The 26,921-nt window shown below is 66.5% G+C and carries 24 protein-coding genes; 15 read left to right on the forward strand and 9 right to left on the reverse strand.

The genetic code is table 11. The features are described from left to right. Positions 1-113 precede the first annotated feature (113 nt). The 4 genes from L284_RS43980 to modA form a co-directional block, all read right to left on the reverse strand. Positions 114-593, reverse strand: coding sequence for a peroxiredoxin (locus L284_RS43980; protein ID WP_021235783.1), 480 nt, complete (start codon positions 591-593; stop codon positions 114-116). Positions 594-684: 91 nt separating this feature from the next. Next, positions 685-1,308 (reverse strand): molybdenum ABC transporter ATP-binding protein, encoded by a 624-nt coding sequence (locus L284_RS43985; RefSeq protein WP_021235784.1) that lies wholly within the window; start codon positions 1,306-1,308, stop codon positions 685-687. After that, positions 1,298-1,999, reverse strand: a complete 702-nt coding sequence (modB, locus tag L284_RS43990) for a molybdate ABC transporter permease subunit (RefSeq protein WP_021235785.1) — start codon at positions 1,997-1,999, stop codon at positions 1,298-1,300. The genes L284_RS43985 and modB overlap by 11 nt, the downstream gene beginning before the upstream one ends. Before the next feature lie 13 nt (positions 2,000-2,012). Continuing rightward, the gene (modA, locus tag L284_RS43995; RefSeq protein ID WP_235054571.1) at positions 2,013-2,747 is read right to left on the reverse strand and encodes a molybdate ABC transporter substrate-binding protein; all 735 of its coding nucleotides are present in this window, start codon (positions 2,745-2,747) and stop codon (positions 2,013-2,015) included. A 260-nt stretch (positions 2,748-3,007) separates the two neighbouring features. On the opposite strand from modA, the gene L284_RS44000 reads away from it, so the two are divergent. Continuing rightward, a complete protein-coding gene (locus L284_RS44000; RefSeq protein ID WP_021235787.1) occupies positions 3,008-3,214 on the forward strand; it encodes a hypothetical protein in 207 nt (68 codons plus the stop codon). Between the two features lie 14 nt (positions 3,215-3,228). On the opposite strand, the gene L284_RS44005 is transcribed toward L284_RS44000, so the two are convergent. Continuing rightward, the gene (locus L284_RS44005; RefSeq protein ID WP_021235788.1) at positions 3,229-4,107 is read right to left on the reverse strand and encodes an alpha/beta fold hydrolase; all 879 of its coding nucleotides are present in this window, start codon (positions 4,105-4,107) and stop codon (positions 3,229-3,231) included. A gap of 161 nt (positions 4,108-4,268) precedes the next feature. Between L284_RS44005 and trxB the strand changes: the two genes are divergently transcribed. Next, positions 4,269-5,237 (forward strand): thioredoxin-disulfide reductase, encoded by a 969-nt coding sequence (gene trxB / locus L284_RS44010; protein ID WP_021235789.1) that lies wholly within the window; start codon positions 4,269-4,271, stop codon positions 5,235-5,237. Between the two features lie 2 nt (positions 5,238-5,239). Here trxB and L284_RS44015 read toward each other — a convergent pair whose 3' ends face one another. From L284_RS44015 to L284_RS44030, 4 genes are read right to left on the reverse strand one after another with little or no spacing between them, the layout of a single operon-like run. Further along, positions 5,240-6,175 carry a hydrolase 1, exosortase A system-associated gene (locus tag L284_RS44015; RefSeq protein ID WP_021235790.1) on the reverse strand — a complete coding sequence of 312 codons (936 nt, stop codon included), beginning with the start codon at positions 6,173-6,175 and terminating at the stop codon, positions 5,240-5,242. Then, positions 6,172-6,837, reverse strand: coding sequence for a hypothetical protein (locus L284_RS44020; RefSeq protein ID WP_031343062.1), 666 nt, complete (start codon positions 6,835-6,837; stop codon positions 6,172-6,174). Before L284_RS44020 ends, L284_RS44015 begins: the two co-directional genes overlap by 4 nt. Before the next feature lie 22 nt (positions 6,838-6,859). Then, positions 6,860-7,123 carry a phosphopantetheine-binding protein gene (locus L284_RS44025; protein WP_021235792.1) on the reverse strand — a complete coding sequence of 88 codons (264 nt, stop codon included), beginning with the start codon at positions 7,121-7,123 and terminating at the stop codon, positions 6,860-6,862. Positions 7,124-7,161: 38 nt separating this feature from the next. After that, on the reverse strand, positions 7,162-8,178 hold the full coding sequence (locus tag L284_RS44030) for a GNAT family N-acetyltransferase (RefSeq protein ID WP_021235793.1): 1,017 nt from the start codon (positions 8,176-8,178) through the stop codon (positions 7,162-7,164). Positions 8,179-8,211: 33 nt separating this feature from the next. Here L284_RS44030 and L284_RS44035 point away from each other — a divergent pair, with 33 nt between their 5' ends. The 13 genes from L284_RS44035 to L284_RS44095 all read left to right on the forward strand — a co-directional run bounded on the left by L284_RS44035 (position 8,212) and on the right by L284_RS44095 (position 26,739). After that, a complete protein-coding gene (locus L284_RS44035; protein WP_021235794.1) occupies positions 8,212-9,717 on the forward strand; it encodes an acyl-CoA ligase (AMP-forming), exosortase A system-associated in 1,506 nt (501 codons plus the stop codon). Continuing rightward, complete coding sequence (locus L284_RS44040) at positions 9,714-10,940, forward strand: pyridoxal-dependent decarboxylase, exosortase A system-associated (protein WP_021235795.1); 1,227 nt, start codon at positions 9,714-9,716, stop codon at positions 10,938-10,940. Before L284_RS44035 ends, L284_RS44040 begins: the two co-directional genes overlap by 4 nt. 310 nt (positions 10,941-11,250) lie before the next feature. Further along, positions 11,251-11,895 (forward strand): XrtA/PEP-CTERM system exopolysaccharide export protein, encoded by a 645-nt coding sequence (locus tag L284_RS44045; RefSeq protein WP_021235796.1) that lies wholly within the window; start codon positions 11,251-11,253, stop codon positions 11,893-11,895. Positions 11,896-11,921: 26 nt separating this feature from the next. Further along, on the forward strand, positions 11,922-13,442 hold the full coding sequence (locus L284_RS44050; RefSeq protein WP_021235797.1) for an XrtA system polysaccharide chain length determinant: 1,521 nt from the start codon (positions 11,922-11,924) through the stop codon (positions 13,440-13,442). 9 nt (positions 13,443-13,451) lie between these two features. Continuing rightward, positions 13,452-14,513, forward strand: a complete 1,062-nt coding sequence (locus tag L284_RS44055) for a P-loop NTPase family protein (protein WP_021235798.1) — start codon at positions 13,452-13,454, stop codon at positions 14,511-14,513. After that, entirely contained in the window at positions 14,510-16,231 is a 1,722-nt protein-coding gene (locus tag L284_RS44060; protein WP_021235799.1) for a hypothetical protein, read from the forward strand. Before L284_RS44055 ends, L284_RS44060 begins: the two co-directional genes overlap by 4 nt. A gap of 18 nt (positions 16,232-16,249) precedes the next feature. Then, positions 16,250-17,452: an XrtA/PEP-CTERM system-associated ATPase gene (locus L284_RS44065; protein WP_021235800.1), complete on the forward strand. Its 1,203-nt coding sequence runs from the start codon at positions 16,250-16,252 to the stop codon at positions 17,450-17,452. Between the two features lie 31 nt (positions 17,453-17,483). Beyond that, the gene (locus L284_RS44070; protein ID WP_021235801.1) at positions 17,484-18,377 is read left to right on the forward strand and encodes an XrtA system polysaccharide deacetylase; all 894 of its coding nucleotides are present in this window, start codon (positions 17,484-17,486) and stop codon (positions 18,375-18,377) included. Then, positions 18,374-19,450, forward strand: a complete 1,077-nt coding sequence (locus L284_RS44075) for a FemAB family XrtA/PEP-CTERM system-associated protein (RefSeq protein ID WP_021235802.1) — start codon at positions 18,374-18,376, stop codon at positions 19,448-19,450. Before L284_RS44070 ends, L284_RS44075 begins: the two co-directional genes overlap by 4 nt. After that, positions 19,450-20,685, forward strand: a complete 1,236-nt coding sequence (locus L284_RS44080) for a TIGR03087 family PEP-CTERM/XrtA system glycosyltransferase (protein WP_021235803.1) — start codon at positions 19,450-19,452, stop codon at positions 20,683-20,685. The genes L284_RS44075 and L284_RS44080 overlap by 1 nt, the downstream gene beginning before the upstream one ends. After that, positions 20,675-22,234 carry an exosortase A gene (xrtA, locus tag L284_RS44085; protein WP_021235804.1) on the forward strand — a complete coding sequence of 520 codons (1,560 nt, stop codon included), beginning with the start codon at positions 20,675-20,677 and terminating at the stop codon, positions 22,232-22,234. Before L284_RS44080 ends, xrtA begins: the two co-directional genes overlap by 11 nt. 72 nt (positions 22,235-22,306) lie before the next feature. Continuing rightward, a complete protein-coding gene (locus L284_RS44090) occupies positions 22,307-24,202 on the forward strand; it encodes an XrtA/PEP-CTERM system amidotransferase (RefSeq protein ID WP_021235805.1) in 1,896 nt (631 codons plus the stop codon). A 236-nt stretch (positions 24,203-24,438) separates the two neighbouring features. Beyond that, positions 24,439-26,739: an EAL domain-containing protein gene (locus L284_RS44095; protein WP_021235807.1), complete on the forward strand. Its 2,301-nt coding sequence runs from the start codon at positions 24,439-24,441 to the stop codon at positions 26,737-26,739. Positions 26,740-26,921 lie beyond the last annotated feature (182 nt).

Here is a 26,921-nt window from a genome sequence, read left to right on the forward strand (position 1 = left end):
CCGGGCCCTGTCGATGCCGGGCCCTGTCGATGCCGGGCCCTGTCGATGCCGGACGCGATAAGGGGCAGCCATCCCACAGGAAGGCTGCCCCTTATCGCGTTATCCTGTCGTAATCAGAGCTGGCCGAGCAGGTGGTCGGCCGAACTGACTTCGAAGGCGCCCGGCGCTTCGACATTGAGCTGCTCTACCACGCCGTCGTTGACGACCATCGAGAAACGCTTGCCGCGATGGCCCATGCCGAAGCCGGTGCCGTCCATCACGAGATCCAGCGCCTTCACGAAATCGCCGTTGCCGTCGGACAGCATGGTCACGTCCGCCGATCCCGAGGCCTTGCCCCAGGCGCCCATGACGAAAGCATCGTTGACGGCGGTGCAGGCGATCTCGTCCACACCCTTGGCCTTGAGTTCGGCGGCCTTGTCGACGAAGCCAGGCAGGTGCTTGGCCGAGCAGGTCGGGGTGAATGCACCGGGGACCGAGAACAGCGCGACCTTGCGGCCTGCGAAGAACTCCGCGCTTTGCACGGGTTCGGGGCCGCCTTCGCCGGCCTTGATGAGCTTCACGTCGGGCAGCTTGTCACCGATGGCGATGGTCATGGAATGGGTCCTTTCAGGCGTTTGAACTACGCCGCGCAGATATAGAGGTCCGCCGCGTTCCGGCAATGACGGCTGCTGCCGGGCGAGCGATTTAGATGGCGATTACCCGGCTGGCGAGCCGGTCCACTTCGGCGCGGTCGTGGCTGACGTAGAGGATCGGCAGGGCCAGTTCGTCCCGGATGCGCTCGATCACGGTGAGGATCTCCTCGCGCCTTTCCGCATCCACCGAGGCCAGCGGCTCGTCCATCAGCAGGAAGCGCGGACCGGAAAGCAAGGCCCGGCCGATCGCCACGCGCTGCGCCTCGCCGCCGGAAAGCGTGGCGGGGCGGCGATCCAGCAGATGGCCGATGCCCAGGAAACCGAGCGCGGCGTCGAAGTCCATCCAGCGCCGCTCGGCGGGAGCGAGGCGCCAGCCGTAGAGCAGGTTGTCACGCACGCTCTTGTGCGGGAACAGGCGCAGGTCCTGGAATACGTAGCCGCAGCGGCGTTGCTCCGGCCTAAGGTCGATGCGGCGCGCCTTGTCGAACAGCACCCGGTCTTCGACAAGGATGCGGCCCTCGCTCGGCCGGGCGAGACCGGCGATGGCGTCCAGCAGCGAGGTCTTGCCCGCACCGGAAGGGCCGAACAGGGCGGTCAGCCCGCCTTTCTCGGTCTGGAAGGCATAGTCGAGCCGCAGTTTGCCGCGCTGCAGGGTGATCGCGACGTCAAAGGGCATGGTGTGCGCCGCCTTGACCGCTTCGGCGCGCCAGCCACTCGGATGCGACGAGGGCCACGACCGAAACCAGGATCGACAATACTGCCAAGCGCGTCACCTGCCACTCGGAGCCGGGCATCTGAAGCGCACTGTAGATCGCCAGCGGCAGGGTCTGCGTCTCGCCGGGGATATTGGAGGCGAAGGTGATCGTCGCGCCGAATTCGCCGATCGAGCGGGCAAGGCCGAGGACGAGGCCGGCGAGCACGCCCGGCATCGCCAGCGGCAAGGTTACGGTGGCGAAGGTGCGCCAGCGCCCGGCGCCGAGCGTGCGCGCCGCCTGTTCGAGGCGGCGGTCCACCGCTTCGATGGAGAGGCGCATGGCGCGGACCATCAGCGGCAGCGCCATGACGGCAGCGGCCAGAGCGGCGCCGGTCCAGCGGAAGATGAACGTCAGCCCCAACCATTCCGCGAAGAAGCGGCCCAGCGGTCCGTTCGTCCCGAAAGCGATCAGCAGCAGCCAGCCGGTGACGACCGGCGGCAGGACCAGCGGCAGGTGGACCAGAGCGTCGAGCAGGACTTTCCCCGGAAACCGCCAGCGCGCCAGCACCCAGGCCAGCGCGAAGGCGAGGGGCAGGGCGGCGGCCATGGCGACGAAGCTGACTTTCAGCGACAGGACCAGCACCTGCCATTCCTCGGGGGTAAGCGCCGGCATGCCTTGCGTGGAACTAGCGGGTGCCGAAACCGAAGCGGCGGAACACCGCCTTGCCCTCGGCGGAGATCAGGTAGCGGCGAAATCCTTCGGCATCCTTGTGGCGCGACGATGCGAGCAGGGCGACGGGATAGCTGATCGGGTCGTGCGAATTCGCGGGGAAGATGCCGGCGACGCGCACGCCGCGTTCGGCCCGGGCATCGGTCGCGTAGACGATCCCCAGCGGCGCTGCCCCGCGACTGACCAGGGCAAGCGCGGCGCGCACGTTTTCCGCAGGGGCCAGCTTGCCTTGCACCGAAGGCCAGACCCTGAGCCGGATCAGGGCCTGTTTGGCATAAACCCCGGCCGGCACGGCATTGGTATCGGCAACGGCAAGGCGGCTGGACCCAAGGGCCGCTGCCAGCGGGAAGCCGGGCGCGATCTTCAGGCGCCGGGGCTTGCCGGCCGGAGCCACCAGCACGAGGCTATTGGTGAGGAACGACACGCGTGTCTTGGGGCGCAGGAGGCCTTTCGACTGGACCTCGTCCATCCAGGGTTCGTCGGCCGAAACGAACATGTCGGCAGGCGCGCCGGCTTCGATCTGGCGGGCCAGCGCGGAGGATCCGGCGAAGGAGATCTTCGGGCGGGCATGGCCCTTGGCCGCCCACGCATCGGCAGCGGCGGTCATCGATTCCTGCAGACTGGCGGCGGCGAGCACCAGCGGCCCCGTCTGCTGCGCGGCGGCAGGCTCCACCAGGGCTGCAACGGCCATGAAAAGGGAAGCAAGCAAGGCGAAAAGCCGGCGCATGTCGGATCGTCTCCGCGGAGTTGACTGTATCCGCCCGTATATGGCTGAATGGCGGTATTGCAAGGCGTGGATTCAAGCTTCGCTGGCGGCGCAGCGATGCTCTCGCCAAGGATTGAGGAAGATGATAGCATCCGATTCTGCGGGAAGGTTCGGGACGCCACGCCAAAAGGCGGGCGGCATCGGACCGGCGGAAAAAATCCGCCGCGCGAAAGGGGATGTTGTGAATGAACGTCGTTGACGAAGGTATGCTGTTTTTCGAACGCCGCGGCGAAGGTCTCGCCAGCCTCAATCGCGGGATCAGCTCAAGTCTCGTCTATGCCGCGCAGAATGGGCGGCTGGGCAATCCCGACCACGACGCGCGCGGCTTGGTGATCGCGGTGGCGCTCTGCGCGGTGTGCTGGCTGGGACTCGGGTACTTCCTGCTCACCTGAGCCGGCATCGAAAGTCACGGGCCCAGGAAAGCCTTCACGTCGGCGATGAAGCGATCGAACTGATCGTGATGGAGCCAGTGCCCGGCATTGTCGTACTCGATGAGCCGGGCGGTAGTGAAATGGTCGATCCGGCCATCTTCCGCCGGGCTCTGCGCGAAGCTGTTCCTGCCCCAGAGCATCAGCATCGGACACGTGATCGCCTGCCATAGCGCGACGACGTCCGAAGTCGGCAGGTCGGAGACGGACCAGACGTTGACGTAATTGTCGAATTTCCAGCTCCAGGTGCCGTCCTCGTTGCGGCTGGCGCCATGGATGGTGAGGTGGCGGGCCTGCTCCTCGGTGAGGAAGGAATTTTCCTCCTTCATGCGCTGGTAGGCATCCTTGCGCGTTGCATACTTGCGCGGGGTGCGTCCTGCGGCGCGGCGCTTGTCCTCGATCCATTGCTGGATCCGCTCGCCGATCCCGCGCTCTTCCATCTGGCGGCGGATGTGGGGCGGCGGGCCGAGACCTTCGATATTGACGAATTTCGCCACTTTCTCCGGGAACAGCCCGGTAAAGCGCGTGGCGATGCTGCCGCCCAGCGAATGCGCGACGATCGTCACTTGCTCGTGCCCCAGCGTGTGGACCAGCTGGGCAAAGTCGTAGACGAAGGCGTCCATGCCGTAGTGCCCTTCGGGCGACCACTCTGAATCCCCATGGCCGCGCAAGTCCGGGCAGATGACGTGCCAATCGTGGCGCAGTTCCTCGGCTACCCAGTCCCAACTGCGGCAATGATCGCGCCCGCCGTGCTGGAGGATCAGCGGCGGCGCCTCCGGATTGCCCCAATCGACATAGTTGAGCCGCAGGCGCTGCGAGATGAAGCGGTTCGAGGTCGGTCCAAGCTGGCTTTTCATGACTCGACCGTGATCCGCCAGAAGGCCCAGGTCAATGGAATGCTAGCCAGGATTTGCGGGGATCAAGTATTTCCTTACCCCGTACGCCGCTTGGCAAACCGGGGTGCTTGGCCCTATCTCGCGCCCCGACGATATTCGACAGATTCACGCCGGAGGTACACATGGCGACGACGCACAAGACCCGCATGCTCATCATCGGCTCCGGGCCGGCCGGACTTTCGGCCGCGATCTACGGCGCCCGCGCCGGGATGGAGCCGATCGTGGTGCAGGGTCTCCAGCCCGGCGGCCAGCTCACCATCACGACCGATGTCGAGAACTACCCCGGCTTCCGCGAAGTGATCCAGGGCCCCTGGCTGATGCAGGAAATGGAGGCCCAGGCCGTCCATGTCGGCACGCGCATGATGTACGACATCATCACTTCGGTCGATCTCGACGGCCCGGTCTTCACCGCCACCGGCGATTCGGGCGATATCTACGAAGGCGATACACTCGTCATCGCCACGGGTGCGCAGGCGCAGTGGCTGGGCGTACCGGGTGAGCAGGAGCTTTCGGGCAAGGGCGTCTCGGCCTGCGCCACCTGCGACGGCTTCTTCTATCGCGGCAAGAAGGTGGTGGTGATCGGCGGCGGCAACACTGCCGTCGAGGAAGCGCTCTACCTCACCAACCACTCGGACGAAGTGACCCTGATCCACCGCCGCGACAGCCTGCGCGCCGAGAAGATCCTGCAGGACCGCCTCTTCGCCAACCCCAAGATCAAGGTCGTCTGGGACAAGCGGGTCGAGCGTTTCATGGAAGGCGAGAACGGCGAGCTGCGCGCGCTCGCGCTGATCGACACCAAGACCGGCGAGCAGAGCGAGATCCTCACCGACGGCGCTTTCGTCGCCATCGGCCACGCGCCGGCTACCGACCTGTTCAAGGGCAAGCTCGCCATGGACGGGACCGGCTACCTTCTCGTGGAGCCGGGCACGCCCAAGACCGCCATTCCCGGCGTCTTCGCCTGCGGCGACGTGATGGACCACGTCTATCGCCAGGCGATCACCGCCGCCGGCACCGGCTGCATGGCGGCGCTTGACGCCGAGCGTTACCTGGCCGCGCGGGACTTCGCCGAGGCCGTGAAGGTCGAGGCCTGATTTTATTCTGGAACGGAAGGGATCCTGGGGGCTGAGCCCCCAGACCCGCGAAATGGCTCCCCCGCGCGTGCAGCCTCGTCGCGTGTGCATGGCGATGTATGTTGTGCAGCGCCGATCCCGCCTGCCTGACGACCGCGCGGAAGCGGCATCTTCCCGGGATAGCTGGCCTTCAGGACTTCCAGCACTTGCATGGCCAGCCATTCCCGCGCTTCAGGTTCGACATAGCTATGCGTAGCCCCTGCGCAGCGCCGCAACCGGCTATCGGACTTGTCCCAGTTCGCCATAAAGGCGAGCCCCGTCCGGTCTCTTTCGGCAACCAGCAAGCGAACTTCGCTTGAAAAGGCCGCCAGCCCTTGCGCAATCTCCTGAGCCAGACCCACCGGCTGTGCTGGAGAGGGGCGGGCGGCGGCCAGCAGGCTGCGGATCAGGCCGCCGATCGGGACCTGACCCGTGAGCAGGCGCAGGATCGCGGCGGGATCGGCCAAACGGCGGCGATAGTGGTCGCGCACGACTTGGGCGGGCGCTTCTGCCTCCTCGCCCTCGAGAGTCCACGGGTTGGAAAGCACGAGGCCGTCCAGGTCCGCGCCCCGCGCCAGCATCAGCGCACTGGCAGCGTCGCAATTCCCGAAACCGACGATGCGGCGCAGATGCGGGCACTCCGAGCGGAACGCCTCAAGCGCGGCGCGGATGTCGGGCGCGCTCGACCGGAAGCCGCCGTTCTCGCCTTCGCTGTCGCCCACGCCGCGCCGGTCGAAGCGCAGGACGGGAAACCCTGCGGCGGCGATCCTCGCGGCGAACCGGGCCTGTCCGTTCCATGCTCCGGCGCGCACTTCGTTGCCGCCTGAAACCAATAGAAGGCCCGTCTCGCCGGATGCCTCGTCGATGGTCGCCACAAGCCGGTGGCCTTCGCAAGAGAAGGTGACATGCCGCCGCGTCATGGGCGAATGGCCTCGACCAGCAAGGCGGCGAGGGCGTCGGCCTGCTGTGCGTCCTCGTCCGGCTCCGCGCGAAGCCACAGGCCACTGCCACCGATACGGTCCTGGGTGATGACGCTCGGTCCGATCTGCGGCTCAAGGTCCTCCAGTTCGCGGAACAGGCTTGCACCGAGCGGGTATCCGGCCAGCACCAAACCTTCCGCACGCCCTCTGGCCGTCAGCGCCTCACGCTCCTCCGCAAGCCCGGCTTCACGGCTGGCGAGCATTCGGGCCCGGAGCATTCCGCGCAGGATCTGCGCGCCCTTGACCGGGGCATAGTGATAGGCGGGCAAGCCCGGCGTGAACAGGCAGCCGCCGCGAATGCCCAGCACATGCGTTGCTGCGAAATGACGGGCTGCGGCCTGCATCGCATCGCGCCAACGAACCGCATTCTGCGCCTCCAGTCCCAGATCGCTCTCGTTCGTGCCGGGAAGATCCGGCAGCATCGTGTCGATACCGGCGCGGCCCAGCCGCCGCATGACTTCCACCGTGAAGCGGCGCAGGCGGTTGCCTTCGTCGAACAGGGCAGGGACGATCAGAAGGCGTGCTGGGCGCTGGGCATCGCAAGCGAGCGCCATTTCCGCGCCTGCGTCCTCACCGGGCAGCGGCCATGTAACGGGGGTCATGCGACCGCCTCCGCGCGCTGCCTCAGGCGGTTGCGCGCTTGGCTTTCGCGAATTCTAGCAGGCCGCCGAAGGTCTCCAGCATTTCGCCGTCGATCTCGTCGTCCTCGATGATGATGTCCAGGCGGTCTTCCAGCTCGGTCAGCAAGCCGGCGACCGCCATCGAATCCAGCTCGGGCAGGTGCCCGAACAGGCCGGTTCCGGCATCGAACGTCTCGGCCTGACCTTGCTTGAGGCCCAGCACGTCGGTCAGGATGCGACGCAGCAGCAGGTCGGTATCGTCTGGCATGGCCCCTCTCTTCGGGCATTTTTCGTTACCCCGCGCCTCTAGCCGCGCTTCGCAGTCGCGGCAAGGTATTGCGCGCCCGCTCGAAGCAGGTTGCGCCCCAGTATCGGCCAGTTCCGCGGCGAGCCGGGCCGAAACATGTCCAGCCGGTATCGCAGTCGCACAATTTCCATCCAGTCGCGCTTGTACGGATCGTCTCCGGTGCCGAAATCGACGAGATCGACCCGGTCCTCATCGATGACATGGCGGAACAGCGCGGCGCTGAGCACCGAGCCGGGCGATAGCGGCTTGGCCGCGTCACGATGCGCCAGCTTGTGGATCCACGCCGTGCCGCCCTCGACGGTCCACATCTGCGCAGCCACCGGCTCGCCGTCGGCATGGGCGATGCCCAGCCGGAGCCGACCGGCCCTGCCTTCCGCCGCGGCGAAGGCACGCAGGAAGGCGGGACTGCCTTCCTCCGGCTTCCAGCTTTCGGCGTAGATCGATTCGTAGGCGCGCCAGACCTGCTCGTCGAAACGGTCCAGCACCCGCGTTTCCACTTTGCCGGACTTGCGCCTGAGCGTCGTGCGCAGCTTGCCCGGACGCGCGGCGAGGTACTGATCGTAGCTGCGTCCACCCACCGGCAGGATGTGGTTGGTGTCGCAGGCGGTACGGCGCACCAGCCAGCCCGCCTTGCGAAAGGCGGTTTCCAGGCGCGTGGCGCTGCGGTCCTCGTCCGGCACGGCGGAAAGAGTGACGCGCCGTGCCTCAGCGGCAAGCCCCTGCGCAAGTGCGCCGAGCAAGGCATCGGAACGTGAGGCGAGGGGGCGATAGCGGAAGGTGTACCAGTTCGACAGCGCATGAAGATGCCCGCCATCTCCCTGCAAGGGCAGCACGGCCAGATCGCTGCCATCGCGAGCCACGGCGAGCATCGGCAAGAGTCCGCAATGCTCGGCAAGGCCTTCGAACCACGCCAGCCGGTCGAATGGCGCGTGCTGATTGCTGTCGGAAAGCCATGCGGTTAGCTGGCCATCCGATTGCACTTGCTTAAGATCGCGGTGATAATCGACCTTTATCACGTTCCTTCGAACTCCTGTGGAGCCTTTTCCGCCATGATCCTGCCGCTCGACCATCTCGCCTTGCGCGGAGAGGATTCGGCCGAGGCGCTCGTGCTGCGCGGAGACGTGCTGGACTACAAGGCCTTAAGATCGCGTGTCTCCCGCCTTGCGGCCTGGCTGGCGCGCGAAGTGCCGGAAAAAGGCGCGCGCGTGGCCTCCTGGGCGGCGAAGGGCGAACTGACCTGCCTGCTGCCGCTGGCGGCAGCGCGGGCGGGGCTGGTGCACGTGCCGGTCAACCCGCTGCTCAAGCGCGCGCAAGTCGCGCACATCATGGCCGACAGCGAGGCGGCTCTGCTGATCGCCACCCCTTCGCGTCTGGCTTCGCTGGACGAGGGGGACGTGCCCTTGGCTTGCCGCGTCGTCGAGGAAGCCTCCGCGCTGGCCGAGGCGGAAGGGCTTGGCGGGGATATGCCGCCCTCACAGGCAGACCCTGAGGAACTGGCGGCAATCCTCTACACCAGCGGGTCGACCGGACGGCCCAAGGGCGTGATGCTCAGCCACGCGAACATGTGGCTGGGGGCCGAAAGCGTGGCCGACTATCTCGGCCTTGCGCCGGACGATCGCACCCTGGCGGTGCTGCCGCTTTCGTTCGACTATGGGCAGAACCAGCTGTTTTCCACCTGGTATGCAGGCGGCTGCGTCATCCCGCTCGACTACCTGATGCCGCGCGACGTGATGAAGGCGGTCGATCGCCACGCCATCACCACGCTCGCCGCCGTCCCGCCGCTCTGGGTGCAGGTCTGCGAACTGGACTGGCCCGCCGAGGTCGCCGCGAAGCTGCGCTGCCTCACCAACAGCGGCGGGGCGCTGACGGTCGATCTCGTGCGCAGGATGCGCGTCCTGTTCCCCAAGGCGCGGCTTTTCGCGATGTACGGCCTGACCGAGGCGTTTCGCTCGACCTATCTCGATCCCGCGCTGATCGACACCCACCCCACCTCGATGGGCAAGGCGATCCCCCATGCCGAAGTGCTGGTCGTCAACGATGCGGGCGAGATTGCAGCCGATGACGAGGAGGGCGAACTGGTCCATTGCGGCCCGCTTGTCGCCCATGGCTACTGGCAGGATCCGGAGCGCACGGCGCAGCGCTACAGGCCGGCGCCCGCCGGATCGCGCTATGGGGGCATGGCGGTCTGGTCGGGCGACCGGGTGCGGCGCGATGCCGACGGCTTGCTCTATTTCGTCGGCCGCCGTGACGCGATGATCAAGAGTGCAGGCAACCGCATAAGTCCGCAGGAAGTCGAAGAGGCGGCGCTGGCCACGGGACTCGTCGCCGAAGCGGTGGCGCTGGGTGTAGCGGATACACGGCTGGGGCAGGCGGTGCACCTCGTGGTCCGCGCGGCGCCGGGAGTCTCAGGCGCGCAAGAAGAATTACCGCGTAAGCTCATGCAGGAACTGCCGAATTTCATGCAACCCAAAGTGATCCACTGGCGCGAGGCCATGCCGATCGGCCCCAATGGCAAGATCGACCGAACAGGCCTTGCGATGGAACTGGGCGCATGAAGCCGCTCGGTCCGATTCCGGCAGGTTTCACGGCCATCGACGGTGTTCTCGCAGTCGGTGGGAAACCGGTGACGACGTGGGTGGAGCAGGCCGGCGACACGCCGCTGTTCCTCTACGAAGCGGAGCGGGTTCGCGCCCGGGTCGCCGACCTGCGCGCGGCGATGCCCGGGCGATTGGCGCTGCACTACGCGGTCAAGGCCAATCCGTTCATGCCTCTTCTCTCGCTGATGGACGGGCTTGTCGACGGGTTCGATATCGCTTCTGGCGGCGAACTGGAGATCGTGCGCGGCGCGGGTATCGACCTCTCGCGCGTCAGCTTCGCCGGTCCCGGCAAGCGCGACCGCGAACTGGAAGCGGCGATCCGCGCGGGGGTGACGCTCAACCTCGAATCGGAAGCCGAAGCGCGGCGGGCCATCGCCATCGGCGACGAACTCAGCCTGACGCCGCGCCTCGCCCTCCGCGTCAATCCGGACTTCGACCTCAAGGGTTCGGGCATGAAGATGGGCGGCGGCGCCAAGCCCTTCGGCATCGACGCGGAACGGGTTCCCGAACTGGTCCGCCACATCGTGGCGAGCGGCGCGGAATGGCGCGGCTTCCACATTTTCGCCGGAAGCCAGGCGCTGGATGCAGAAGCGATCGCGGAGACCCAGGGTCAAGCGCTCGACCTCGCCGCGCGGCTGGCGCTGCAAAGCGGCGCGCCGCTGCCGCATTGCAACCTGGGCGGTGGGCTGGGTATACCCTATTTCCCGGGCGACAAGCCCGTCGATCTCACGCTGGTCGGGGAGCGGCTGGCGGCGCGGCTCGAGAACCTGCCGGACGTCTTGCAGGAGACCGCGTTCTGCATCGAACTCGGCCGCTATCTCGTTGGCGAATCGGGTGTCTATCTTGCCCGCGTGATCGATCGCAAGGAGAGCCACGGCGAGGTCTTCCTCATCACCGATGGCGGGCTCCATCACCAGCTCGCCGCCTCCGGTAACTTCGGAACCGTGGTCCGCCGCAACTATCCCTCCGCCATAGCTACCCGGTTTGACGCGCCTGTAGAGGAGGAAGCCTCGATCGTCGGTTGCCTCTGCACGCCGCTGGACAAGTTGGCCGACAAGGGCGGCTTCCCGCGGGCCGAAGCGGGCGATCTGATCGCCGTGTTCTGTGCCGGCGCTTACGGCGCGTCGGCCAGTCCGGCGAACTTCCTGGCACAGGGGCCGGCGGTGGAGATGCTGGTCTAGGCCGGGTCAGGGATCTCTGGCGTCCGACGATCGGCAGGAGCCGCACAAAACCGTCATCCTGAAACAGGTTCAGGATGACACGTGGGGATCGACTGAGGATTGTTCGAAAAGCCCGTCGTCGGCCTCAATGCACAACTCGGGCCCTGCTTAAGTTCAGGCGCCCACGTTGTCCCATTCCGGGACCGCGCGGGAATCGCCGTGTCACGACTAACGCAATGTTCATGCTTTTGCGCAATAGGCGAGGCTGGAATTTTGCCCGGTCCGCCAGTCCTGTACGGCGGAAGTGACGGGCGCCTGAAGGGATTGGTCTATGTCGCATCGCCGCTTTAACGGACTGCTGGCCGGCTCCGTGCTCGCCAGCGTGGTTATGACCGGCTGCGCCCATGCGGCGCCCAAGCCGGAGCTTCCGCCGGCGCAGTTCGTGGCCCAGCAGGAAGGGCCGAGCGAAGCCTATGTAATCGGGCCGCTGGATCAGCTTACGGTCTTCGTCTGGCGCAATCCCGAACTCGGCGCGAAAGTGCAGGTCCGGCCCGATGGGCGCATCACCACGCCGCTGATCTCCGACATGCCCGCCGTGGGCAAGACACCCGCGATCCTCGCCGAAGATATTCGCCGACAGCTGTCGCAATATATCCAGGACCCGCTGGTCTCGGTGATCGTCGACGGCTTTTCCGGCACCTACAGCCAGCAGATCCGCATCGTCGGCGCCACCGAGAAGCCCGCATCGATCCCCTATCGTGCCAATATGACCGTGCTCGATGCGATGATCGCGGTGGGCGGCCTCTCGGAATATGCCGCCGGCAATCGCGCCCGGCTGATCCGCTTCGACAAGGCGAGCGGCAAGCAGACCGAATATGCGCTGCGCCTCAGCGACCTGCTGAAGAAGGGCAAGAGCAAGGCCAACGTCATGCTCAATCCGGGCGACGTCATCATCATCCCGGAAAGCATGTTCTGAGAACCTGAGGGAAGCGGATCGGCGCGATGAACGGCCTCTACGAAGAATTGCTCGCGGCGCTCCACAGCGTCTGGCACCGGCGCTGGATCGCGCTGGCGGCGGCCTGGGCGATCTGTCTTCTGGGCTGGCTGATGGTCGCGCTGATCCCGAACACTTACGAATCGCGTGCGCGCATCTTCATCCAGCTCGACGACGCGCTGGCCGAGCAGGTCGGCATCGGCGTGGCCGACAAGAAGCGCGATATCGAGCGCATCCGCCAGACCCTGACCAGCGCGGTCAACCTCGAAAAGGTCGTGCGTGGCACCCGTCTGGGCGACACCATCCAGTCGCCCAAGCAGATGGAAGCGGCCGTGGCAGGGCTGGGCAAGAACGTCTCGGTGGTCGCACAGCAGGACAATCTCTTCGAAATCACGGCGACGGCCAATTACGGCTCGTTCTCCGATGCCGAGAATGCGCAGCTCGCCCGCGAAGTGGCGCAGAAGCTGATCGACATCTTCCGCGAGGAAAACCTCTCGGGCGACCGGGGCGACATGGTCGAGACCCTGACCTTCGTGAACCAGCAGCTTCGCGCCCGCGAGAAGGAACTGGAGACTGCCGAGCAGCGCCGCACCACGTTCGAAGCGCAGCACCCCGAAATGGTCCTGGGCGGCGCGGCGGCGGCGCAGCGGATGGAAAGCTCGCGCACTCAGTTGCGCGATCTGGAGGCGGACCTTTCCGCCGCGCAAAGCTCGCTGGCGGCGATCGACGGCCAGCTTGCAGGGACGCCGCGCGCGATTCCCGGCGGCGGAGCAGGCGGAGCCGCCGGCGCGCTTGCCGCCGCGCAGACCGAGCTCTCCGGCCTCAAGGCGCGCGGCCTGACCGACAACCATCCGGACGTCATCGTCGCCCGCAACCAGATCGCCGCCCTGCGAAGCCAGGCCGCGCAGGAAGCCGCCAATGGCGGCGGCATGCCTAACCCGGCCTATAGTTCGCTGCAGTCGATCCGCGCCGAGAGGCTGGCCAACGTCCAGGCGCTGACTTCGCGCAAGGCCGCCTTGCAGTCGGATCTGGCGTCGCTGACGGCCTCGGCCATCCAGGACCCGGAACTCGCCACCGAGGCGCAGCGCATCAACCGCGACTATGACGTGCTGCGCCAGCAATACGACAAGCTCCTGCAGGACCGCGAGGAACTGCGGCTGCGCGGCGAAGTGAAGACCGAGCGCGAGGCGGTGAAGTTCCAGGTGGTCGATCCACCGACGACGCCGCGCAAGCCGGTGGCCCCTAACCGTCCGCTGCTGCTGGTGGGCGTGCTGATCGCCGGGCTGGTCGGCGGCTGCGCGGGCGCTTTCGCGCTTGGCAAGATCCGTTCCGTCTTCGCGACGGCGGCAGGGCTGGAGCGGGCGACCGGCCTGCCGGTGCTCGGCGCGATTTCGCAGAACGTCACCGATCGGGTCCGCGAGCTTCGCCGCCGCCGCCTCAAGTATTTCTTCGGCGCGGGCGCGGTGCTCTGCGGGCTTTGCATGGTGCTGCTCGCGGTAGAGTTCGTCCAGCGCGGCATGGTGGCCTGAGGAGCGGTGATGACCAAGCACAGCAAGATGCCGTTCTCGGGTCGAGACGAGTCCCGTCACGGCGAGAAGGGTGAGGCTGAACCCCGTTCCGTCAAGACGCGCAGCCGGGGCGAATCGCTGATAGAACGTGCTGCAGGGCACTTCGATTTCAACGCCATGATTGCACGTCCCGGGCCGCTGCCGGCCGAGCCGGCGCGCAAGAAGGTGGCACCTGCGCCTGCGCCTGTCCTACCCGCCGCCGCTTCTGCGATCGACGTTCAGGCAAGCGCGCCGACGCCCAGGATTTCCGCCGAGATCGCGCCTGCTGCCGCGTCGCCCCATCCGGTCGCTTTTAGCGGCGCGCATCACCCGATCGATCGCGAGCATCTGCGCGAGCAGGGGCTGATCGTGCCGGAAGGCGCAGTCACGACGCTGCTGGAGGAGTTCCGCATCGTCAAGCGGCAGCTTCTGGTCCAGGCGGGCGACTTGCGCGGCCAGGGCGCGGGCGCTGCCGCGCAGCGCATCCTGATCAGTTCTCCCCATCCCGGCGAGGGGAAGACCTACTGTGCGCTCAACCTCGCCCTTTCCATCGCCGCCGAGAAGGAAAGCGAAGTTCTGCTGGTCGATGCCGATTTCGCCAAGCCTTCGATCCTCTCGGCGCTGGGACTGCCGGGCGGTCCGGGGCTGATGGACGCGCTGATGGACGAGACCATCGATCCGGCCGCCTGCGTGCTCGGCACCGATGTTCCCGGCCTCTGGGTCATGCCGGCGGGCGACGCTGCGATCAACGACAGCGAGTATCTCGCCTCCTCGCGCACTGCGCGGGTGCTGGAGCGGCTTACCGAGAACGCGCCGCACCGGATGGTGATCTTCGATTCGCCGCCTGCGCTGGCGGCTTCGCCCGCCGCCGAACTGGCCAAGTACGTCGGGCAGACAGTCGTGATCGTGCGCGCCGACCGCACCGCCCAGGGCGCTCTGGAAGACGCGATCTCGCTGCTGAATGCCTGCCCGAACGTGCAGCTTCTGCTCAACGATGCACAGTTCAGCCCCAGCGGTCGCCGCTTCGGCTCCTATTACGGGTACAAGGGATGAAGGCGGCTCTGTTCGGCTCGCTGGGGCTGGTCGCGCTGACCGTTCTGGCGGCGCCTTCCGGGAAGGCGCAGCCGATGAACCAGGACCAGGCGCGCAGCGGTTCGGGCGAAGCCTCGCGCCCGACCGAGCCTGGCGACAAGCGCGCGGGCGCGACCCGCGCCGGGCGCGGCAAACGCGCGCGCCGGCTGGACGTGACGCCCTATATCGAGATCGACCAGGTCGTCGACGCGCAGCTTTCGCCGGGTAACGACGTGCTCACCTATACGCAGCTTGCGGCGGGCGTGGATCTCGGCATCACCGGGCGCAACAATGCGCTGTCGGCCTCGGTCCGGTACGAGCGTTATATCGGTTGGGGCAGGAAGGCCCGCGACGGCGATGCCATAAGCGGCATCGTGCGCGGTTACACCGCGGTGGCGCCCGGCCTGACGTTGGAAGCGGGTGCTCTCGCGACCCAGGCCCGCGTAGAGAACGGCGGATCGGCCCTGTTCAACGGACTGGTCGATGACGACACCCGGACCAATATCTACTCGGTCTACGGAGGGCCTTCGTTCAAGACCCGCGCGGGGGACATCGATCTTTCCGCGAACTACCGGGCGGGCTTCACCAAAGTCGAGCAGTCGGACGCCTTCGTCGCGGCGCCAGGCAGGGCGGCAGCGGATCTGTTCGACAAGAGCGTCACGCAGATGGCCGACGTCCAGGCCGGGATCGCGCCCTATGTGATCGCGCCGGTGGGACTCGGCGTGGGCGGCAGCCTCTACCAGGAAGACGTGTCGAACCTCGACCAGCGCGTGCGCGACATGCAGGCGCGCGCCATGGTGACGGTCCCCGTCAGCCGTACGGTGCAGGTCGTGGGCGCGCTCGGCTATGAGGATGTCGAAGTTTCCAGCCGGGACGCGGTGCGCGACGCGGGCGGCAATCCCGTGGTCGGCCGCGACGGCCGCTACGTCACCGACAAGAGCGCGCCGCGCCGGCTGTCCTACGACGTCAGCGGCTTGCTTTGGGACGTCGCCGTCATGTGGCGCCCGAGTCGCCGCACTTCCCTTTCGGCCCATGTCGGCCGCCGCTATGGCTCCACCAGCTTCGGCGGCACCCTGGCCTATGCGCCGGACGATCGCAGCCAGCTCAGTGTCGGCGTCTACGACAGCATCAGCGGCTTCGGCGGCCAGCTCGGCCGTGCTCTGGACCAGTTGCCGGACGATTTCGTGGCCGTGCGCGACCCCGTCACCGGGGAACTGCGCGGCTGCGTGATCTCGCTTGAGGGCAACAACTGCCTGTCGGGCGCGCTGGGTTCGGTGCGCTCGGCGGTCTATCGCGGCCGGGGCATCGCCATGAGCTATTCGCGCCGGATCGGGCGCCGGATGGAGGCAGGGATCGGCGCCGGGTACGACCGCCGCGACTTCATCGCCGGACGCGACACCGTGCTTGCCGCCGCCGACGGCGTGATCGACGAGAACTGGTGGGTTTCCGCCTACCTCAGTGGCCAGCTTGGCAGCGATGCCGGATGGTCGGCCAACGTCTACGCCAACTGGCTCAGCAGCACCGACGCCTTGACCGGCAATGTCGAGGGCTACGGCGGGACGCTGGGCTACTACCGCATGCTGACCCGCCGCCTGCGCGCCAGCGTGGCCCTGGGCATCAACGGGATGACCCGAGACGATGCGCTTTACGACGACTACTGGACCGCGTCCGCGCTTGCGGGCTTGCGGTACAGCTTCTGATTGCGAAGGAGAGCAGGGATGTTCGACCAATACTACGGGTTCGAGGGCCGCCCTTTCCAGCTGACGCCCGATCCGGCCTTCTATTTCGAGAGCGCGACGCACCGCAAGGCGCTGTCCTATCTCGGCTACGGCCTGGCGCAGGGCGAGGGCTTCGTGGTCATCACCGGCGAAGTGGGCGCGGGCAAGTCCACGCTGGTCGCGCATCTCATGGCGACGATCGACCCGGCGCGCCTCACCGCCGCCTGCATCGTCACCAGCGCGCTCGACGGCGAGGCGATCGTCCATGTCGTGGCGCAGGCTTTCGGCCTGCCGGTAGCCGGGCATGACAAGGCCTCGGCGCTCGGTGCGATCGAGGGTTTCCTTCATGCCGAAGCGCGCGCGGGCCGCCGCTGCCTGCTGATCGTGGACGAGGCGCAGAACCTGGCGATCGATGCGGTCGAGGAACTGCGCATGCTGTCGAACTTCCAGCTCGGCTCGCACCCGCTGCTCCAGACCTTGCTCCTCGGCCAGCCGGAGTTCCGCGCGACCCTGCTGGAGAGCCCGCTTCTCGAACAGCTTCGCCAGCGGGTGATCGCGACGCATCACCTCACGGCCATGGAACCCCGCGAAGTGCAGGCCTACGTCGAGCACCGGCTGGGCCGCGTGGGCTGGAAAGGCAATCCCGGCTTCGACCACCGCCTGTTCGCCGAAGTGCATCAGGCGACGGGGGGCATTCCGCGCCGGATCAACCAGATCGTCAGCCGCCTGCTCCTGCTTGGCGCGGTGGAAAAGCGGTCGCTCATCGATCTCGACATGCTTGGCGAGGTGCTGGAGGAGCTGGACGAGGACGGCACCCGCGCCCTGGTCTGCCAGGGCGAGCCGAATGGCGGGGGCGCCGCGCCTGCCCCGGTCGGACAAGGCAGCGCGTCGCATCCCGGCGGGCCCGATGCGAAGGCGGCCATCGCCCTGATCGAAGCGGCCCTGGCCACGCGTGACGTGCAGATCGAGGAACTTCGGCATGCCATGCTCGAACTGGCCGACAAAGTGGAGCGCCGGAACGACGCGCCCCTGTCCGGCGAGACGCTGGAGGTGGCGGCCCTGCAGGATCAGCTAGCCCAGGCGGCAGCGCAGAACGCCCGGCTGGAAGCGCGCCTGGAAGAGCAGGAACGCACCCTGCGCCATACCCTTGCCATGCTGATCGAATGGTTCGAAGGCGGCGACGGTCGGCGCCGCGCGGCCTGATTTTCGCAGCGGAGCCGGAAGAGTGGACGCCATGAACGATCCAGGGCCGATCAACGGCCTCTCGGTCGATGTCGAGGACTGGTTCCAGGTCGGCGCGTTCGAGACCGTGATCGACCGGGCCGACTGGCCGGCGATCCGCACGCGGGTGGAGCGCAACTGCGACGCGATCCTCGCCTTGTTCGACGCTGCGGCGGTCAAGGGAACCTTCTTCACCCTCGGCTGGGTCGCGGTGCGCCACCCCCGGCTGCTTCGCCGTATCGCCGAGGCGGGGCACGAGGTCGCCAGCCACGGCTGGGACCATGAGCGCGTGTTCCGCATGGATGCCGCAACCTTCGGGCGCGATCTCGACATGAGCCGCAAGGCGATCGAAGACGCGGCGGGCGTGAAGGTCACCGGCTACCGCGCGCCCAGCTTCTCGATCGATGCGCGTACCCCCTGGGCTTTCGACGTGCTGGCGGAGCAGGGCTATGGCTATAGTTCCAGCGTCGCGCCGGTAGCCCACGACCATTACGGCTGGCGCGAGGCGCCGCGTTTCGCGTTCCGCCCGCTCCCGGACAGCCCGCTCGTGGAAATTCCGGTGACCACCGCCATGTTCGCGGGACGAAGGCTGGCGGCCGGTGGTGGCGGCTTCTTCCGGGTACTGCCCTACCGGTTCTCGCGCTGGGCGATCCGGCAAGTGAATGCGGAAGGTCGCCCGGCGGTGTTCTACTTCCATCCCTGGGAAATCGACCCCGAGCAACCTAGGGTGCCGAATGCGCCGCTGCGCTCGCGCCTCCGGCACTATACCAACCTGGGGGTGATGGCGGAGAAGCTGCGCCGGGTGATCGGGGAATTCGGTTGGGGCCGGATGGACGAGCTGGCCGCGCGAGAAGCGAGCCGTGCGCCGATCCTCGAACCTGCATCGCTGGCGGCGGTCGCCGCGTGACCGCGCCGTTCGCTCTCTCCACGGGTGAGGCGCATCTGGTCGATCTGGCGGATCCCGGCGAAGTCGCCCGGCTGGAGCGGTTCGCGGCGCATCATCCCCGGGCGACGCCGTTCCATCGGCCGGCCTGGTTCGTTTCGGTGGCCCGGGCGACAGGAAATCGCGCCATGGCCCTGGTGCAGGAGCGCCGGGGCGAGATCGTTGCTTTCCTGCCGCTCGATATGATCCATTCGCCGGTTTTCGGCCGCCTGCTCGCGTCCTCGGGCTTTGCGGTTGGCGGCGGATTGCTGACGGGGGATGGTGCCGACGTGCCGGCGCTGTTCGCCGCATTGGAAGAACTGGCGCTGCGGCACTCTTGCCCGACCATCGAACTGCGCGGCGGCCTGCTGCCGCAGGAGAATGCCCGCTGGTCGCTCAAGACCGAAAGCCACTGCAACTTCGCGCGGGCACTGGCCGCCGACGACGAGGCGCAACTGACGAGCGTTCCGCGCAAGCAGCGGGCCGAGGTCCGCAAGGCGCTGGCGGGCGATCTCGAGATCGAGATCGGCAGGTCCGAGCGGGACCGGTCGGCGCATTATGCGGTGTTTGCCGAGAGCTACCGCAATCTGGGTACGCCCGTGTTTCCGCGCGCATTGCTCGATGCCGTGCTCGACGCTTTCGGGGACGATGCCGACGTACTGACCGTCCGACATCGGCAGTGGCCGGTCGCCAGCGTGATCACGCTCTACCATCGCGGCGCCGCCATGCCCTATTGGGGCGGCGGCACCCGCGAGGCCCGCCAGCTTCGCGCCAATGACCGGATGTACTACGAACTCATGCTGCATGCCCGTCGGCGCGGCTGTTCGACATTCGATTTCGGCCGCTCGAAGACCGGTAGCGGTGCCTATCATTTCAAGCGCAACTGGGGCTTCGACCCCGAACCGCTGACCTATGCGACCTGGACCGCCCCCGGCGCTCCCCGGCGCGAGGCGGACCCGACCAGTTCCAGGCTCTCGCTCCAGATCCGGCTCTGGCAGCGCCTGCCGCTGGCGGTCGCCAACCGGCTGGGGCCGCTCATCGCGCGCGGGATCGGCTGATGGGCGAGATTCTCTTCCTCGCCCATCGCATCCCGTTTCCCCCCGACCGGGGCGACAAGATCCGCTCGCACCATGTGCTCAAGGCGTTGGCGGCGCTGGCTCCGGTCCATCTCGGCTGTTTCGCCGACGATGCGCTGGATCGGGCCTGCGAGGGCGACATGGCCGCCGCGACCGCAAGCCACCTGCTGCTCCCACGCGACAAGGCCTTGCCTCTGGCAGGCGTCGAAGCGCTCCTTCGCGCCCGTCCGATCAGCCTGACCGCCTTCCACGATGGCCGCATGGCGCAGTGGGTTCGCGAGGTGCTGCGCACGCGTCCGATTGACACGGTGTTCGTGTTCTCGGGCCAGATGGCGCAATATGTCCCGGCGGACTTTCAAGGACGGGTGATCGTCGATCTCGTCGATGTCGATTCGGCCAAGTTCGAAGCCTATGGCGCCAAGGGGCGAGGCCTTCGAAGCTGGATGGAGCGCCGGGAAGGGCGCCTGCTGCGTGCGGAGGAAGCACGGATCGCGCGGCGGGCCGATCGCACGCTCCTGGTCAGCAGGGCGGAAGCCGCGCTTTTCGAAGCGCGCCTGGGCGAGCCGACCTGCCGCGTCGCGGCAATGGGCAACGGCATCGATTCGGCGTTCTTCGATCCCGCAGGCGCGGTGCCCGAGCCGCGTATGCTGGAGATAGCAGGGCCGCGGCTGCTGTTTACCGGCCAGATGGATTACGCCCCCAATATCGAGGCCGTGGAGCGCGCGATAACGCGTATCCTGCCGCTGATACGCGCCTGGAATCCGCAGGCCAGTCTTCACGTCGTCGGCCGCAATCCGCCGCCGTCGCTGCTGGCCCATCACGGCCGCGAGGGCGTTCATGTCTGGGGCCGGGTCGATGACATCCGGCCATGGCTTGCGGCCGCGGACATCGCGCTGGTGCCGCTGGAGATCGCGCGGGGGGTGCAGAACAAGGTGCTGGAAGCGATGGCCATGGCCTTGCCGGTCGTGCTCTCGCCGGGCGCCGCGACCGGCATCGAAGCGGCGGATGGTCGTCATTTTTCGGTTGCCGAAAGCGACGAGGCCCTGGCCGATGCGGTCCTGGCACTTTCCGACGATCCGGGCCGTGGCAAGGCAATGGGGCAAGTCGCGCGGGAGTGGATCCTTGCCCATGCCGGTTGGGACGCCGCTCTCGCCGATCTGCCGCGTTTCCTGGGCTTGCAGGACGAGCGAGCCCCAGGCCTGACCGATGCCGCCTGAGCTTGCCGCACCGACGCGGCCTGCGCGCCTGCTCTGGCGAGACATGCCCTCGCACTGGCGTACCGGCCTGCTGCGCTGGGCCGTGGCGGCGCTCCTCATCGTCGCGGCGTTCCTGCACGATTGGGCGGCGATGGCCCGGCAATGGTGGGATATCTCCACGTACAACCATATCGTCCTGATCCCGCCGATCCTCGGGTGGCTGGTCTGGCAGCGCCGCAGCGAACTGGCGAAGCTGGCGCCGATGTGCTGGTGGCCGGGCCTCATTCCGATGGCCGGCGCCGCGTTCCTCTGGCTGCTGGGGGCCCTGTCTGGCCTCGATCTCGCGCGGCAGGCGGGCGCCGTGGCCATGCTCGGCGCGACGGTTCCGCTTCTGCTCGGGCCGCGCGTGGCGACCGGACTGTGCTTTCCCCTCTGCTACATGGCCTTTCTCATCCCCGTAGGCGAGGAACTGGTGGAGGTCCTGCAGACCATTACCGCCCGAATCACGGTCGCGCTGACTCATTTCAGCGGCATCCCCGCGGCGGTCGACGGCGTGTTCATCGATACGCCGGCGGGCCTCTTCGAGGTGGCGGAAGCGTGCTCGGGCGTGAAGTTCCTGATCGCGATGGTCGCTTTCGGCACGCTGACCGCGAACCTCTGCTTCCTCGCCTGGAGCCGCCGGGCGGCGATGGTGCTGGCTTGTCTGCTCGTTCCGATACTCGCAAACGGTGTACGCGCCTGGGGCACGATCTATGCCGCGCAGATCGTGGGCGTGGAGAAGGCGGCGGGCATCGACCACATCGTCTACGGCTGGGTCTTCTTCGCTCTCGTGCTGGCGCTGGTGCTGGCAGGCGCCTGGCGCTTCTTCGACCGGCCTCCCGGCGAACCGATGATCGACGCCGCCGCCCTGGCGCGTTCCCCCGTACTGGCGCGTCTGGAAAGAGCGAGGATCTCTCCCGCCGCGGCGCTCGCCTCGCTGGGGGTCCTGCTTGTCGCGGCCATGAGTTGGGCGCATCATGGCGCCACGCTTTCGGCGCCGCTGCCTCGGCACATCGCGCTGCCGGAGGTGCCGGGCTGGACGCGGGCCGACTACACGCCCGAGATCTGGTGGGAGCCGCGCGCCGAAGGTGCCGATCATCGCCTGCTGGGGCGCTATGCCGATTGGCAGGGCGGCACCGTGGATGTCTTCGTGGCGCTCTACGCGCGGCAGGGAGAGGGCCGCGAGGCGGGTGGCTTCGGGCAGGGCGCGCTGACCCCCGGGACGCAGTGGTCCTGGCAGTCGTCCGGCCCGGCCTTCCCGCAAGGCCGTAGCGAGCGCCTGCTCGGCAACGGCAAGGTCGAAAGGCTCGCCGTCACCTGGTATCGCACGGGAAAGGTGCTGACAGGCAGCAACAGCCGCCTCAAGCTGGCGGTCATCGGTGACAATCTCCTGCTGCGGGCAAGGCCGACCACCATGCTGATCCTTTCATCGCAAGACCGACCCACCGCCCGCGCCGCCGATGCGATCGCCCGTTTCCTGGCTGCATCCGGCCCCACCGCTGCATGGATCGACCGGGTCACGAAGCCCTGACGACATGAGGTCGCAACATCGGAACGATCAGGTGATTCCCCCCGATTGCAAAATGCTTTAGGTCCATCCGCAATGTGTGGCATCGCCGGTATCTACCATCTTGAAACGCCCAAGCCGGTCGACCCCGCGCGTGTGGAATCCATGTGCGACGCGCTGGCCCATCGCGGGCCTGACGGGAGCGGCGTCTGGACGGCGCCGGGCGTAGCGCTGGGCCATCGACGTCTCTCGATCATCGACGTGGCAGGTTCGCCGCAGCCGATGGCCTCGCTCGACGGGCGGGCGATGCTGGTGTTCAACGGCGAGATCTACAACTACCGCGAACTGCGCCGCGAGTTGCAGGCAAGCGGCGCGCAGTTTCGCACCGACGGCGACAGCGAGGTGATCCTCGCCGCCTGGCAGCGCTGGGGACCGGACTGCGTTTCACGCCTCCACGGCATGTTCGCCTTCGCGATATACGACCTCGATTCGCGAAGCCTGTTCCTTGCGCGCGACCGGCTGGGCGTGAAACCGCTGTTCATGGCGCCGCTGAGCGACGGTAGCCTGGCCTTCGGATCGGAGCTCAAGGCGCTGCTGGCCCATCCCCTGCTGCGCCGCGAGATCGATCCCCTGGCGGTGGAGGATTATCTCGCCTGGGGCTACGTGCCGGACACGCGCTCGATCCTGAAGGGCGTGACGAAGCTGCCGGCCGGCCATTCGCTGCTGCTGCGCCACGGCGCGCCACTGCCGAAGCCGGTGCAGTGGTGGGACGTCACCTTCGCCGATCGCCGCAAGGGCAAGGTCGAGGATCTCGAAGCCGAACTGCTCCATCTGCTGCGCCAGGCCGTCACGTCCCGCATGGTCGCGGACGTGCCGCTGGGCGCCTTTCTCTCGGGCGGCGTCGACAGTTCCAGCGTCGTCGCGCTCATGGCGGAGGCCAGCGGGCAGCCGGTGAAGACCTGCTCGATCGGCTTCGACGTGGCCGCGCTGGACGAAAGCGACTATGCCGCGCAAGTCGCCCGCCGTTTCGGCACCGACCACCGCGCCCGGCACGTCTCGCCCGACGATTTCGAAGCGATCGACAATCTTGCCGGGATGTTCGACGAGCCGTTTGCCGATGCCTCGGCTCTGCCGACCTGGCGGGTCTGCCAACTGGCGCGCGAATCGGTGACGGTGGCGCTATCGGGCGACGGCGCCGACGAAGCCTTTGCAGGGTATCGCCGCCACGTGTTCCAGCACGGAGAGGACCGCATTCGTGGTCTCATCCCCCAGGCGCTGCGTAGCCCGGTTTTCGGCGCGCTCGGCACACTTTACCCGAAGGCGGACTGGGCACCGCGTCCGCTGCGCGCGAAGTCGACCCTGCTCTCGCTGGCGGGAGACAGCGCTCAGGGCTACGCCCGTTCGATCGGTTTTACGCCGCCCGAACTGCGCGACCGCCTCTATTCCGAAGAGTTTCGCCGCCTGCGCGGTGATTATCGTGCCGAGCACACCTTGCTGGAGACGATGCGCGGGGCGCCGGCCCGCTCGGGGTTGGACCGGGCGCAATATGCCGATCTGAAGCAGTGGCTGCCCGGGGACATTCTGACCAAAGTGGATCGCACCAGCATGGCGGTAAGCCTCGAAGCGCGCGACCCCTTGCTCGACCACCGCCTCGTCGAGTTCGCCGCGACCCTGCCGGAAAGCATGCGCGTGCGCGGCGGACAGGGCAAATGGCTGATGAAGCGGACCATGCGGCGCAGCCTGCCGGACGAGATCCTCTATCGTCCCAAGCAGGGCTTCGTCACGCCGATCGCGCAGTGGTTTCGCGGTCCCCTGGCGCAATCCGCCCGGGAGATCGCATCCGGAGAGAGGCTTGCGCGGACCGGCTGGCTGGACGCCGCACGTCTTGGCACCATGGTCGAAGAGCACATCTCCGGACGCAGCGACCATTCCCGTCTGCTCTGGCAGTTCCTCATGCTGGATCGCTCGCTGATCCATCTGGGCATCTCCTGATTTCCTCTTTCTCGAGGGAACTGCCCGGTTAACAAAGGCCTGCGAAAAATATCGTGAAGGCCGGTTAACCTAACTTCTTCTTAGGACCTTTGCACTACTTCCGGCAGCGAAACGTCATCGCAGGGCCTGCATGAAGATATCAGGTTGCCACCACAAGACTGAAAAGCGGATGTTTTCCGCTGAGGAAAGCGACATCCTGCGACTGGGCGCGAAGGGGAACGATTTGCGGGGCCATCATGACTGACCTCGGTGCGAGGATCGCGAAAATCTGGAAAAGCGCCCGGTTTCGCATCGTCTTCTGGGCAGCCCTCACCGGCGTCCTGCTGGGCGTGACCGGCGCGGCGCTGCCGCTGGAGGATGTGCTCATCAACGGCCGAACCTGGCTGCGCCTGCACCCCTCCAAGGGCGAGATCGTCATGGTCCTTCAGGACGGGAAGACTCTGGAAGAACTGGAAGCTCTGGACGTTACGCGAGCAAACGACGCACAAGTCATCCGCAACTTGCAGAAGGCTGAAGTCAGCCGCGTTTTCATCGACCGGTTCCTAGACGATCACGATAAGGAGCCGGGTCGAAGTCAGTTCCTCCAAGCGCTAAAGGCGTTCCCGGATCGCGTGTTCCTGGGTGCGATGCCGGCCAAGGATGGGCCACGGGGCAATTATGCCGCGGCAATGCCGTCCGCTGGATTTCTCGAGAATGCTCACGCCGTTTCGCTTTTGGCGCTCGATCATCCATTCAATCTGAGCAAGAGCCTGCCATTCTCCTCCGACAGTCCAAGAGGGCAGATCCCCAGCCTTGCTGCGAGTATTGCGGGGGTGTCGAGGTCTAGCGATCGTGTCTTCAGACCGGATTACGCTATCGACTACACGACAATTCCGACCATAAGTTATGTCGATATACTCGAGGGGCGTTTCGATCAGGCGGCCGTGCGCGGCAAAGACGTCATCATCGCGCCAAGCGCAGAGGTCTATCATGATCTCCACACTTTGCCGGCGCAGGGCTACGCTCCTGGCGCGTTCTTCCATGCGATCGCGGCAGAGACCCTCAAGGAAGGTGTTCCGATCGAACTGGGATGGCTTCCAGCCTTTCTTGTCGTGCTGGGGGTCATCCTGTCCGGCCTGGGCCGAGGGCGCGTGCTCGACGTCTATCGCTTTTCGGGTCTGGTAGCTGTCGTCATCGTTGCGCCGCTTGCGCTCGACCAGTTCCGCTTTCAGGTCGATATCGTTCCTGCGATCGCCATGGCTGCCGTAGCCGTCTTCCGCATGCGCAATCTCGATCGCGTCGAGGTGGCCGGAGAAACCAACTCCGGTTCAGGCCTTCCGAGCATACAGGTTCTCCGCAAGTACGACGCCGTGTCGAGCCGCATCCTCGTCGCGCTCCAGATCCGGAATTACGGCGCTATTATCGGCAGTTTCGCCGAACACGTAGAGGCTCAGGTCGCCAATGAAATCGTGCGCCGCATTCGCATCAGCGACAGCGAAGTGACCGTCTATCACGAAGGCGGCATGTTCATGTGGCTCTCGACGATCCGCAGCACTTTCGACTTGTTCGAGAACCTCGAGGGGCTGCACCGTATCGTTCAGAACGGCATCCAGGTCGGCGGCCTGGATATCGATCTTTCATTCAATTGCGGAATCGACTCAGAATTCGACCGTCCTGTCTCGAGTCGCGTCGCCAGCGCCATGCAGTCGGCCGAAGAGGCCGTGCGCAACGACGAACTCGTCTACAAGTTCGACAGCCGCAAACATGAGGCGCAGTGGGAGATCTCACTGTTGACGCAACTCGACCGCGCGATCGACAATGGCGAAGTCTGGGTGGCCTATCAGCCGAAGCTGGACCTTACCAGCAATCGCGTAAGCGGGGCGGAAGCGCTGGTCCGTTGGACTCATCCTGAGCGTGGTCCGATCAGTCCGGACAAGTTCATCCGCATCGCCGAAGAGTTCCACCGGATCGAACGCATCACGCGTTTTGTAATTAATGATGCCGTGCGCACTGCCGTCGAACTGCGGCGGCAGGGCTTCGACATGACCATCTCGGTCAACATTTCGGCGCAGCTTCTGAGGAATCCCGGCTTGCCGGACATGATCGCGGAAATCCTCGCGATCTATGGGCTGCCCGCCGAGATGCTGATTCTCGAGATCACCGAGACGGACCGGCTCGATCGCAGTTCGCGCACGTTCCAGATGCTCCAGAAACTGGTTCAGTCCGGCATTCGCCTGTCTATCGACGACTTCGGTACCGGCAACGCGACGATCGACTATCTGCGTTATGTCCCTGCCGCCGAGGTCAAGATCGACAAGGTCTTCATTCAGGCGATGGAGGGCAACAAGGAGGATCTCCTGCTGGTCCAGTCTATCATCGAGATGGCGCATTCGCAGGATCGCACGGTCGTTGCCGAAGGCGTGGAAACCCAGGCGGCATTGGAGATCCTCCGGGCCATGCAGTGCGACGCCATCCAGGGGTACTACGTCAGCCGGCCCGTCCCGTTCCGGGACCTGCTCACGCAGATCGTGGGGAGGGAGGCTCGGCAGATAGGTTAAAAAAGTCTTGATGACCTTTTAACCTATTGTTATCCATGTGCTCAGCCGCAAGATAGCGGCGGATCACATGGGGTAATGTTATGTACAGCTGGAACTGGGGCAGCCTCGGCCGCTAATCATCAAATGGGTGCGGCACTTCGCAAGAAGTGCCGCACTTTTCCTTTCAGGACCGCAGAAATCTG

It is taken from the genome of Novosphingobium lindaniclasticum LE124 (assembly GCF_000445125.1).
In the GTDB taxonomy this organism is placed as follows: Bacteria; Pseudomonadota; Alphaproteobacteria; order Sphingomonadales; family Sphingomonadaceae; genus Novosphingobium; species Novosphingobium lindaniclasticum.

Coding starts and splice junctions, on each gene's coding strand:
- modB (WP_021235785.1), bottom strand. CDS start 1,999: ATGCCGGCGCTTACCCCCGAGGAATGGCAGGTGCTGGTCCTGTCGCTG.
- L284_RS44055 (WP_021235798.1), top strand. CDS start 13,452: ATGACCAAGCACAGCAAGATGCCGTTCTCGGGTCGAGACGAGTCCCGT.
- modA (WP_235054571.1), bottom strand. CDS start 2,747: ATGGCCGTTGCAGCCCTGGTGGAGCCTGCCGCCGCGCAGCAGACGGGG.
- L284_RS44040 (WP_021235795.1), top strand. CDS start 9,714: ATGAAGCCGCTCGGTCCGATTCCGGCAGGTTTCACGGCCATCGACGGT.
- L284_RS44080 (WP_021235803.1), top strand. CDS start 19,450: ATGGGCGAGATTCTCTTCCTCGCCCATCGCATCCCGTTTCCCCCCGAC.
- L284_RS44065 (WP_021235800.1), top strand. CDS start 16,250: ATGTTCGACCAATACTACGGGTTCGAGGGCCGCCCTTTCCAGCTGACG.
- xrtA (WP_021235804.1), top strand. CDS start 20,675: ATGCCGCCTGAGCTTGCCGCACCGACGCGGCCTGCGCGCCTGCTCTGG.
- L284_RS43980 (WP_021235783.1), bottom strand. CDS start 593: ATGACCATCGCCATCGGTGACAAGCTGCCCGACGTGAAGCTCATCAAG.
- L284_RS44045 (WP_021235796.1), top strand. CDS start 11,251: ATGTCGCATCGCCGCTTTAACGGACTGCTGGCCGGCTCCGTGCTCGCC.
- L284_RS44025 (WP_021235792.1), bottom strand. CDS start 7,123: ATGCCAGACGATACCGACCTGCTGCTGCGTCGCATCCTGACCGACGTG.
- L284_RS44095 (WP_021235807.1), top strand. CDS start 24,439: ATGACTGACCTCGGTGCGAGGATCGCGAAAATCTGGAAAAGCGCCCGG.
- L284_RS44000 (WP_021235787.1), top strand. CDS start 3,008: ATGAACGTCGTTGACGAAGGTATGCTGTTTTTCGAACGCCGCGGCGAA.
- L284_RS44070 (WP_021235801.1), top strand. CDS start 17,484: ATGAACGATCCAGGGCCGATCAACGGCCTCTCGGTCGATGTCGAGGAC.
- L284_RS44050 (WP_021235797.1), top strand. CDS start 11,922: ATGAACGGCCTCTACGAAGAATTGCTCGCGGCGCTCCACAGCGTCTGG.
- L284_RS44005 (WP_021235788.1), bottom strand. CDS start 4,107: ATGAAAAGCCAGCTTGGACCGACCTCGAACCGCTTCATCTCGCAGCGC.
- L284_RS44035 (WP_021235794.1), top strand. CDS start 8,212: ATGATCCTGCCGCTCGACCATCTCGCCTTGCGCGGAGAGGATTCGGCC.
- L284_RS44060 (WP_021235799.1), top strand. CDS start 14,510: ATGAAGGCGGCTCTGTTCGGCTCGCTGGGGCTGGTCGCGCTGACCGTT.
- L284_RS44090 (WP_021235805.1), top strand. CDS start 22,307: ATGTGTGGCATCGCCGGTATCTACCATCTTGAAACGCCCAAGCCGGTC.
- L284_RS44020 (WP_031343062.1), bottom strand. CDS start 6,837: ATGACCCCCGTTACATGGCCGCTGCCCGGTGAGGACGCAGGCGCGGAA.
- L284_RS44015 (WP_021235790.1), bottom strand. CDS start 6,175: ATGACGCGGCGGCATGTCACCTTCTCTTGCGAAGGCCACCGGCTTGTG.
- L284_RS43985 (WP_021235784.1), bottom strand. CDS start 1,308: ATGCCCTTTGACGTCGCGATCACCCTGCAGCGCGGCAAACTGCGGCTC.
- trxB (WP_021235789.1), top strand. CDS start 4,269: ATGGCGACGACGCACAAGACCCGCATGCTCATCATCGGCTCCGGGCCG.